The 8,696-nt window shown below is 64.0% G+C and carries 9 protein-coding genes and 2 pseudogenes; 9 read left to right on the forward strand and 2 right to left on the reverse strand.

The genetic code is table 11. The features are described from left to right. The 9 genes and pseudogenes from ACFDTG_RS14850 to ACFDTG_RS14890 all read left to right on the forward strand — a co-directional run. Nucleotides 1–158 (forward strand): annotated as a pseudogene (locus ACFDTG_RS14850) (cytochrome-c oxidase, cbb3-type subunit II); the annotation flags it as partial. Beyond that, the gene (locus tag ACFDTG_RS14855; protein ID WP_375291767.1) at nucleotides 155–319 is read left to right on the forward strand and encodes a cbb3-type cytochrome c oxidase subunit 3; all 165 of its coding nucleotides are present in this window, start codon (nucleotides 155–157) and stop codon (nucleotides 317–319) included. The pseudogene ACFDTG_RS14850 and the gene ACFDTG_RS14855, both read left to right, overlap by 4 nt. After that, the gene (gene ccoP, locus ACFDTG_RS14860) at nucleotides 309–1,238 is read left to right on the forward strand and encodes a cytochrome-c oxidase, cbb3-type subunit III (protein ID WP_375291768.1); all 930 of its coding nucleotides are present in this window, start codon (nucleotides 309–311) and stop codon (nucleotides 1,236–1,238) included. The genes ACFDTG_RS14855 and ccoP overlap by 11 nt, the downstream gene beginning before the upstream one ends. Then, on the forward strand, nucleotides 1,228–2,790 hold the full coding sequence (ccoG, locus tag ACFDTG_RS14865; protein ID WP_375291769.1) for a cytochrome c oxidase accessory protein CcoG: 1,563 nt from the start codon (nucleotides 1,228–1,230) through the stop codon (nucleotides 2,788–2,790). The genes ccoP and ccoG overlap by 11 nt, the downstream gene beginning before the upstream one ends. Then, nucleotides 2,787–3,233 carry a FixH family protein gene (locus ACFDTG_RS14870; protein ID WP_375291770.1) on the forward strand — a complete coding sequence of 149 codons (447 nt, stop codon included), beginning with the start codon at nucleotides 2,787–2,789 and terminating at the stop codon, nucleotides 3,231–3,233. Before ccoG ends, ACFDTG_RS14870 begins: the two co-directional genes overlap by 4 nt. Then, nucleotides 3,230–5,347 (forward strand): heavy metal translocating P-type ATPase, encoded by a 2,118-nt coding sequence (locus ACFDTG_RS14875; protein WP_375291771.1) that lies wholly within the window; start codon nucleotides 3,230–3,232, stop codon nucleotides 5,345–5,347. The genes ACFDTG_RS14870 and ACFDTG_RS14875 overlap by 4 nt, the downstream gene beginning before the upstream one ends. Continuing rightward, a complete protein-coding gene (gene ccoS / locus ACFDTG_RS14880; protein ID WP_375291772.1) occupies nucleotides 5,344–5,490 on the forward strand; it encodes a cbb3-type cytochrome oxidase assembly protein CcoS in 147 nt (48 codons plus the stop codon). Before ACFDTG_RS14875 ends, ccoS begins: the two co-directional genes overlap by 4 nt. Continuing rightward, complete coding sequence (locus ACFDTG_RS14885) at nucleotides 5,490–5,699, forward strand: hypothetical protein (RefSeq protein WP_375291773.1); 210 nt, start codon at nucleotides 5,490–5,492, stop codon at nucleotides 5,697–5,699. Before ccoS ends, ACFDTG_RS14885 begins: the two co-directional genes overlap by 1 nt. Before the next feature lie 39 nt (nucleotides 5,700–5,738). Beyond that, nucleotides 5,739–7,052: a radical SAM protein gene (locus ACFDTG_RS14890; RefSeq protein ID WP_375291775.1), complete on the forward strand. Its 1,314-nt coding sequence runs from the start codon at nucleotides 5,739–5,741 to the stop codon at nucleotides 7,050–7,052. A gap of 9 nt (nucleotides 7,053–7,061) precedes the next feature. Here ACFDTG_RS14890 and ACFDTG_RS14895 read toward each other — a convergent pair whose 3' ends face one another. Next, nucleotides 7,062–8,294 carry a GGDEF domain-containing protein gene (locus ACFDTG_RS14895; protein ID WP_375291774.1) on the reverse strand — a complete coding sequence of 411 codons (1,233 nt, stop codon included), beginning with the start codon at nucleotides 8,292–8,294 and terminating at the stop codon, nucleotides 7,062–7,064. 32 nt (nucleotides 8,295–8,326) lie between these two features. Then, nucleotides 8,327–8,696: pseudogene (locus ACFDTG_RS14900) on the reverse strand (peptidase M28 family protein); the annotation flags it as partial.

The raw sequence follows: 8,696 nt of genomic DNA on the forward strand, positions 1-8,696 counted from the left end.
AGCGGGATCCCACAGCGCAGGTCCGCGATTTTGACGGCCAGCCTGGCCGCTTGACGGAAATGGACGCGCTGGTCGCCTATCTTCAGGTGCTGGGCACCATGGTCGATTTCTCCAGCGCCGCCGCGCAGGAAGAACTGGCCACGGAGACGGGCCGATGAGCTTTTACGAACAGCTCCGCCACTTCGCAGACAGCCATTTCCTGCTGCTGATGTTCGGCATCTTCCTGACGCTTGCACTCTGGCCCTTCCGACCCGGCGGCAAGCGCCACGCCGACGCGGCGGCCACCATGATCTTCGAGGACGACAACGATGGCCGATAAGCACGTCGACGAGGCAACCGGCACCAAAACCGTCGGGCACGAATGGGACGGCATCGAAGAGCTCGACACGCCGTTGCCGCGCTGGTGGCTGTGGACCTTCTATCTCACCATCGTGTTCGCAATCGGCTATGTCATCGCATTCCCCGCCTGGCCCATGATCGACCGGGCCACCGCCGGGGTACTCGGCTGGACGAGCCGGGGGCAACTGGCCGAAGAAATGAACGCGACCGACCGCGCGCGCCAAGGCATGCGCGAACAGATCGCGGCGATCGATGTCGAAAAGCTGCCGGGAACCCAGGACCTCATGCAACAGGCAGTGGCAGGCGGCGCGGCCGCGTTCCGCGTCAACTGTGTGCAGTGTCACGGTTCGGGCGCCGCGGGCTCCCAGACGCTCGGCTATCCGAACCTCAACGACGACGATTGGCTATGGGGCGGCGACTTGAAAGCGATCCATACGACCCTGCTGCATGGTATCAGGCAGCACGGCGATGACGAAACCCGCTCCAGCGTCATGCCTCCGTTCGAAGGCGCTTTCGACCCGGCACAGCTTTCAGCGGTGGCCGATCATGTCCTCTCCTTCAACGGCAAGGCCAGGGACAGCCAGCTCGGCGCGCAGCTCTACGCGGATAACTGCGCGGTCTGCCACGGCCCGAAGGGCGGCGGCAATCGAGAGGTCGGCGCGCCGAGGCTGAACGATGCAATCTGGCTTTATGGCGGCAGCAAGGAGCAGATCGTGCAGCAGATCCTGCGTCCCCGCATGGGCATGATGCCCAAATGGGAAGGCCGACTCGATCCCGTCACCATCAAGATGCTGGCTGCCTATGTCCATTCACTGGGTGGCGGGGAGCAGAGCGTCGCCATGGAGGCGGCCACCCCTGACGATCCGGCATCGGAACAGGCCGCGGTCGATGTCGAGTGAGGAGGACCCCACCCTCGTTATCGACGATGGCATTGCAAAAACGAACGAGCCGGTCTCGAGCTCCGTAGCCGAACCCGCGGCAGCGACCCGGCGCCACGAACCACACGAGCCGGCTCGCACCAACCTGCCCCAACGGCTCTACGAGAAAAGGGAATTCGTTCACAACAAGCGCATCGATGGCCCTTTTCGTCGCTTCAAATGGGCGATGATGGCGATCACGCTGACGATCTATTACGTCACGCCGTGGATACGCTGGGACCGGGGCCCTTACGCTCCGGATCAGGCGGTGCTGGTCGATCTCGCCAATCGGCGCTTCTACATGTTCGGTATCGAGATCTGGCCGCACGAATTCTACTTCGTCGCCGGGCTTCTCATCATGGCGGGCATCGGCCTGTTCCTGGTGACAAGCGCCGTGGGGCGCGCCTGGTGCGGATATGCCTGCCCTCAAACGGTATGGACAGACGTCTTTCAGCACGTGGACCGTTTCTTCGACGGCGATCGCAACGCCCGCAAGCGGCTCGATGCCGCGCCATGGACCTGGGGCAAGGTGGTCCGGCGCGCAGCCAAGTGGACGGTCTATCTCCTTATCGGGTTCTGGACCGGTGGCGCATGGATCATGTATTTTGCCGATGCGCCAACGCTGGTGGAGGAATTCTGGCGCGGCGAGGCGGCTCCCGTTGCCTATATCACCGTTGCCATCCTGACGATCACCACTGTCACGCTGGGTGGTTTCATGCGCGAACAGGTATGCATCTACATGTGCCCATGGCCGCGCATCCAGACGGCGATGCTGGACGAAAAAAGCCTCATCGTCACTTACAAGGACTGGCGCGGCGAACCGCGCGGCAGCGTGAAGAAAGCGCGGCGTCAGCCGGGGCAATTCGGTGATTGCATAGATTGCCAGCAATGCGTGCAGGTGTGCCCCACAGGCATCGACATCCGCGAGGGCCCTCAGGTCGGGTGCATCACCTGCGCGCTGTGCATCGACGCCTGCGACCGGGTGATGAACGACATCGGCCGTCCGCGCGGGTTGATCGATTACGCGACGCTGGAGGATTGCGAGCGGGAAGCTGCGGGCGAGGCGCCCAGACCGATATGGAAGACGATCCTGCACCCCCGAACGGTCGCTTACTTTCTCATCTGGTGCAGCATCGGACTAGGCCTGCTGTTCGCCCTGGGGACGCGAAGCCATACGGATCTCACCGTGGCGGCGGATCGCAATCCACCCTTCATGCTCATGAGCGATGGCTCGATCCGCAATTCCTACACGCTGCGCTTGCGCAACATGGAAAGCCGTCCACGCGACATGACAATCGCGCTGGAGGGTCTGACGGGTGGCGTGCTGTGGACCGACACCATTTCAAAGGAGCAGGCCGCGCCGAAGCAAACCGTCAGGGTCGCGGCGGATCAGGTCACGACAGTACGCGCCTATGTGATGGCGCCCCCCAGCACCCGCGCGACCGATTTCGCGTTCCGCCTAACATCGCTCGATGAACAGGGCGAATTCGACATCGGCCAAGCCCGCTTCGAAGCCCCAGGAGAAAACCCATGAACCGACGCGCCTTCACCGGAAGGACGATGAGCACGATCCTGGTCAGCTTCTTCGGCGTGATCATTGCGGTCAATTTCACCATGGCGTGGTTCGCCGTATGCGGCTTCGGCGGCGTGGTGGTCGACAATTCCTATGTCGCCAGCCAGAAATTCAACGGCTGGCTGAAAGAGGCCCAGGTCGAGGACGGCATGGGCTGGTCCGCGCGGGTTTCGCGGGATGCTGGCGGCCACCTGATCGTGCAGCTTCACGGCGTACCGCGAGGGGCCAAGGTGGTCGCTGCGCTGAGACGCCCGATCGGACCGCCCGAAGACCTCACTCTCGATATGATCGAGACGGGGCCGAACCTCTACTTGGCCCCCGACATCGAGCCGGGCCGCTGGATCGTGCGGCTGGAGGTAGAGGCCGCGGGGCGGCGGTGGTCGCACGAGACCAACATCTCGTGAACGCCCCTATCGCCATCGACACTGAACTTCCCGGTGCCCTCGATACCCGGCTGACGGTGCCGGGCATCCGCTGCGCAGGCTGCATCGCGAAGATCGAACGGGAACTGCCCAGGATGGCTGGCGTGGCAAGCGCGCGCGTCAATTTCTCTGCCAAGCGCGTTGCCATTCGTCATGACGCGCGGGTCGATGAACAGGCGCTGGTAAGCGCGCTGGAAGGCCTGGGATTCGAAGCGCAGCCGGTGGCGGCAAATCCCCTAGCGCAGGACGACCGCGAAGTCCGCAGCCTCCTGCGCGCGCTGGCAGTCGCCGGCTTCGGCATGATGAACATCATGCTTCTTTCGGTCAGCGTCTGGTCCGGCGCGCAGGGCGGCACGCGGGAACTCTTCCATTGGCTCTCCGCGATTATCGCCCTGCCCGTTATCGGCTATGCCGGGCGGCCCTTCTTCGCATCGGCGTGGATGGCGCTCAGATATCGCCGGACGAACATGGATGTGCCGATTTCCATCGGCGTCCTGCTGGCCGCCGGGCTCAGCCTCTACGAAACGGTCACCCGGGGTCCCCACGCCTATTTCGACAGCGCGGTGATGCTGCTGTTCTTCCTGCTTGCGGGGCGCGCGCTCGATGCAGCGATGCGCGGGCGGACGCGCGCGGGCATCGGCGCTCTTCTTTCGCGAATGGGTCGCAGCGCATCCGTGGTGCGCGATGACGGTTCGACGCGGCAGGTCAAGGCCGAGGACCTGGAGCCAGGCCTTGTCATGCTGGTTGCGGCGGGCGAAGCGCTTGCCGCCGATGGCGTGATCAAAAGCGGCGAAAGCATGATCGACAAGGCGATGCTAACGGGCGAAAGCGAATTGCATTTCGCCTGCCCCGGCGACCTCGTCCATGCCGGTACGATCAACGTGGGTGGGCCTATCACGGTCAGAATTACGGCCGCCGCCGCCGATACCGTTCTGGCCGATATCGCGCGACTGATGGACGAGGCCGGGCAGTCGCGCAGCCGTTACGTGCGCATCGCGGACCGTGCAGCACGGCTCTACGCCCCGGCGGTGCATTCGCTGGCCGCGCTCGCCATTGTCGGCTGGCTCCTGGCTGGCGCTGGATGGCATCAGGCGCTGATAATAGGCATCGCGGTGCTGATCATCACCTGCCCCTGCGCGATCGGGCTGGCCGTGCCTGCGGCGCAGGTCGTGGCAGCGGGCGCGCTCGGGCGGCAGGGGCTGTTAGTGAAGGACGGCAGCGCACTGGAGCGACTGGCGGAAATCGATGTCGCGCTCTTCGACAAGACCGGCACGCTGACCATCGGAGAACCCCGGCCCGATTTCGGTGAAATGCCGGCAAGGGCGAAGGCGGTGGCGTTGGCGCTGGCGCAGCAAAGTCGTCATCCGCTCAGCCGCTCGATTGCCGCGTCCCTCACCTCCCTCGGTGTCGAGCCCGCCAGGATTAACCACGTCAGGGAAATCGCCGGAGAAGGCCTGTTCGCGCGATGGGGCGACATCCCGGTCTCTCTTCAGCGTACCGACCACACCAAGGGCTCCTCAAGCTCTTTGGAGATCGGCACCGAGGCCTGGGTCATCGACTTCTCGGACCAGCTCCGCCCCGACGCCGCAGACGCTATTCGCGCGCTGACTTCCATGGGTATCAAGTCCCGCATCGTGTCCGGGGATCGGCCCGATGCGGTCTCGGCGGTCGGCGAGACGCTTGGCCTGAGAGGTGACGGCGGCATGCGCCCTCAGGACAAGCTTTCCCTGCTTGAAGAGCTCAAGGCGCAGGGACGGCGTCCCTTGATGATCGGCGACGGCCTCAACGACGGTCCGGCTCTGGCGGGCGCCCACGCCTCGATTGCGCCGGGTTCGGCCAGCGACATCAGCCAGCAGGCGGCCGACGCCGTCTTCGTTGGTGAGCGTTTGATGCCGGTCGCAGTCGCCGTAAGCGTGGCCAGGAAGACGATGACAGTCGTGCGCCAGAACTTTACGCTCGCGGTGGTCTACAACGCCCTGGCGGTGCCATTGGCGGTGATGGGTTTCGTAACCCCCCTCATCGCGGCCATAGCGATGTCGCTCAGTTCCCTGATCGTGGTGGGCAACTCGCTCCGCCTGATGAGGGCAGCGCGATGAGCAGCCTCGTTTTTCTGATCCCGATCGCGCTGGGTCTGGGCCTTCTGGGCCTCGGCGCCTTTTTCTGGGCGATGAAGCGCGGTCAGTTCGACGATCTTGACGGCGCGGCCAACCGCATCCTGATCGAGGAGGACGATCTGTAATGGGCGCTATTTTCGGTATCGTCGCGCTGGCGCCGCTGATGATGGGCATCGTGGCAATGCCCTCTGGCGAACCCGGTGCGATCGTCGCCGGGATGTGCAACGGCGGCAGCATCGTCATCCCGCTCCGCGACGGCGAGAAACGCCCTCACCCGCCCTGCGGCGCGAAGGCTTGCCATGCGGGCTGCAACCGCAAGCGCGGATTGATCTAGCGCAAGGACATTGCTGTGCCGCGATGCCAACTGGTTCGCATGTGGCCCTATCATCCCGATCTGCTTGCCAAGCCGGTGCCCCGATACACCAGCTTCCCGACCGCCGCCGAATTCGGACCGCTGGACCCGCAAGCCTATCGACGCGCGCTGGAGACGGCGGGCGGCGACATCTCGCTCTACCTGCACATCCCCTTCTGCGAGAAGATCTGCTTTTATTGCGGGTGCAACACCGGCGCGGCAGGCAAGCGCCAGCGGCTGGAGAGCTATCTCGCCGCCCTGCACGCCGAAATAAAGACCGTCGCCTCTATCCTGCCTGCCGGTGCGCGGGTGAGGCGCATCTCCTTCGGCGGTGGCAGCCCCAATGCGATTGCCCCGGTGGAATTCGTCCGACTGGTCGATGCCCTTACGGTCGCGTTTCAGGTCAGCGATCCCGTTTGGTCGATCGAGCTGGACCCGCGCACCCTGAGCGAGGCTTGGGGGCAGGTGCTGGGTAAGGTCGGAGTCACGCGGGCTAGCCTTGGTGTCCAGACCTTTGCCCCGCACTGCCAGCGGGCGATCGGCCGGGAGCAGGACGAGGACCTGATCATGCGCAGCGTGGACATTCTGCGCGAGGCAGGCGTCGAATCGCTCAATTTCGATCTCATGTACGGACTGCCGGGTCAGAGCGAGGACGATCTGATCGATAGCTTGCATCGCACGCGGGTGCTTGGTGCAGATCGGGTCGCGCTTTTCGGATATGCCCATGTCCCTCATATTGTGCCGCGGCAAAGGATGATCCCGGCGGAAAATCTCCCCGGCCAGGAGGCCAGATTCCGCATAGCGTCGCTTGGCTATACCTATTTCGTCACGCATGGATATACCCCCGTCGGCTTCGACCATTTCGCGAGGCCCGGCGGCGATCCACTCGCGATGGCTGCGCTGCAAGGCGGTCTGCGCCGCAATTTTCAGGGCTTCACCGATGATCCGGCCCCCGTGCTGATCGGCTTGGGCGCATCGGCGATCAGCAGTTTTCCCGAGCTGCTGGCTCAGAACGAAAAAAATTCCGGGCGATACCGCATGCTGGCTTCGCAGGAAAAATTGGCCGTGACCCGCGGAGCCAAACGCAGCCCGGAAGATCGGTGGCGCGGGGAGATCATCGAGCAACTTCTGTGTCAGGGCCGCGCCTATATCGGAACCCGGCTGGCGACCGAGCTTGCCGAAGATATCGAGCGGTTTGTAGCGCGGGGCCTGGCCGATATGGACAACGGCTGGCTGACCATCGTGCCCGACGGCCTGCCCTATGCCCGCACGATCGCGGCACTGTTCGACCCTTATCGCGCAGTCGCGAGGACCAAATTCAGCTCCGCAATCTGACGGACGCTTTTAGCCCTGCCTCTCTCCCGACCGGGGGACCATTACCAGATTGGCGCCTTCAGGGCGATGCGCGCCGACGGTTCGATTACGGCCCCCTTCCTTCGCCTCGTAAAGTGCCCGGTCGGCTTGTCCGAAAATGTGACCATAGCTGTCGCCAAGCTGCCACTGGGCCACGCCGAAACTCGCGGTCAGGCGATGGTCGGCGGGCATCCCCTCCATGCCGGTGTCGAGCAGCGCCATGCGAAGTCGTTCCGCCATCAATAGCCCTGCGGCTGCGGTGCAGTTCCAGGCAGCGATGCAGAACTCCTCCCCACCGATACGCCCGGCAACGTCGCCTTCGCGAACCGAGTCCGCGATCAGTCTGCCGAACGCGGCAATCGCGGCATCGCCCGCCTGATGGCCGAAGATATCGTTGACCCGCTTGAAGTGATCGATGTCGCAGACGATTAGGGAAACGGGCGTGTTCGACGCGGCGGCTTCGTCGAGCAGAGCAATCGCCCGCTCTTCGAAGGAACGGCGGCTGGCAAGCCCGCTCAGGTGATCCCGTTCCCCGACTTCACGTGCCCGCCTCAGCATATCCTGAATGCAGGCCGCGAGCAGGATCATCGCGGTCACCACGCTCAGGACCGAGATGAACAGGCTGAGCACCGAATAATAGGCGGAGGACCGATAGGCCGCCGCCTCCATCGTGTCCGCTTCCGCAAGCAGGTTGAGCGGGGGGCGAACGAAGAACTGAATGGCGGAGAGCAGGAAGATACCCAGGATCAGCTTATCGACCGCTTCCCTGCGGGGGGCCTCCGCCAGTCTCAGTGCCGCGATCGCGAAGATCAGGCCATAACTGCTGTTGACGAGATAAAGAGGCACGGACAAATCGCGGGTCATGGAAAGCGCGAGCATGAGTGTCGGCAGGCAGACTGTGTAGATGATCGCAATCGAGACCATGGGCGGGCGCGTATTCGCGCGGGTGCAGACCCCCCAGACCAGCGCCGCGCTGCCCGCCGTGTAGGCCAGGTGGGCAAACGGAAAGCCCCACGCGCTCGTAAGATCGAACTCGTGATTGGCCAGATAGCCGACGCCGAAACCGACATAGCCCAGCGCGAAGGCGAGCATGTAGGCGCCCGGACGGGCTCGCAACCACATCACGAAGAACGCGCTAGCAAAAACTAGCGCGATAAGCGGCGTGGCGAGAGAGAAAACCAGTTCCTGCAAATACGGCGTCCCAGTTGCGGGTGTGCGCTCCATACCGACGAGAGGTTAATTCGTTGGGAACGCGATCATCGGCTTGATTTGGCTGCCCCTACGATGGGATCGGGTGCGTTCGCCAGGATGCCGACCACCGCCGTCCACACGGCCACGTTCTGCCGCAACTGCACCGGATCGATCTTGTCCAAGGTATCATCGGGCGTGTGGTGCAGATCGAAATAGCGGGTTCCATCCTGCTGCAGGTCGATCAGGGCGCCGTTCTGTTCCCGCACCCAGTTCAGATCGGCCCCGCCGGTGGCGACTTCGCCGGACGGGGCGACGCCGAAGCGAGCCACCGCACGCGCCAGCCGGGCGTAGAGTTGGGGATCGCTGGCGGTGAAATTGCTGTCGATGCGCCAGACGCGGTCGGCACCGAAATCGCTTTCCAACCCGGCGAAGGCC

It is taken from the genome of Qipengyuania sp. (genome assembly GCF_042095715.1).
In the GTDB taxonomy this organism is placed as follows: Bacteria; Pseudomonadota; Alphaproteobacteria; order Sphingomonadales; family Sphingomonadaceae; genus Qipengyuania.

Coding starts and splice junctions, on each gene's coding strand:
- ACFDTG_RS14855 (WP_375291767.1), top strand. CDS start 155: ATGAGCTTTTACGAACAGCTCCGCCACTTCGCAGACAGCCATTTCCTG.
- ccoP (WP_375291768.1), top strand. CDS start 309: ATGGCCGATAAGCACGTCGACGAGGCAACCGGCACCAAAACCGTCGGG.
- ccoG (WP_375291769.1), top strand. CDS start 1,228: ATGTCGAGTGAGGAGGACCCCACCCTCGTTATCGACGATGGCATTGCA.
- ACFDTG_RS14870 (WP_375291770.1), top strand. CDS start 2,787: ATGAACCGACGCGCCTTCACCGGAAGGACGATGAGCACGATCCTGGTC.
- ccoS (WP_375291772.1), top strand. CDS start 5,344: ATGAGCAGCCTCGTTTTTCTGATCCCGATCGCGCTGGGTCTGGGCCTT.
- ACFDTG_RS14885 (WP_375291773.1), top strand. CDS start 5,490: ATGGGCGCTATTTTCGGTATCGTCGCGCTGGCGCCGCTGATGATGGGC.
- ACFDTG_RS14890 (WP_375291775.1), top strand. CDS start 5,739: ATGTGGCCCTATCATCCCGATCTGCTTGCCAAGCCGGTGCCCCGATAC.
- ACFDTG_RS14895 (WP_375291774.1), bottom strand. CDS start 8,294: ATGGAGCGCACACCCGCAACTGGGACGCCGTATTTGCAGGAACTGGTT.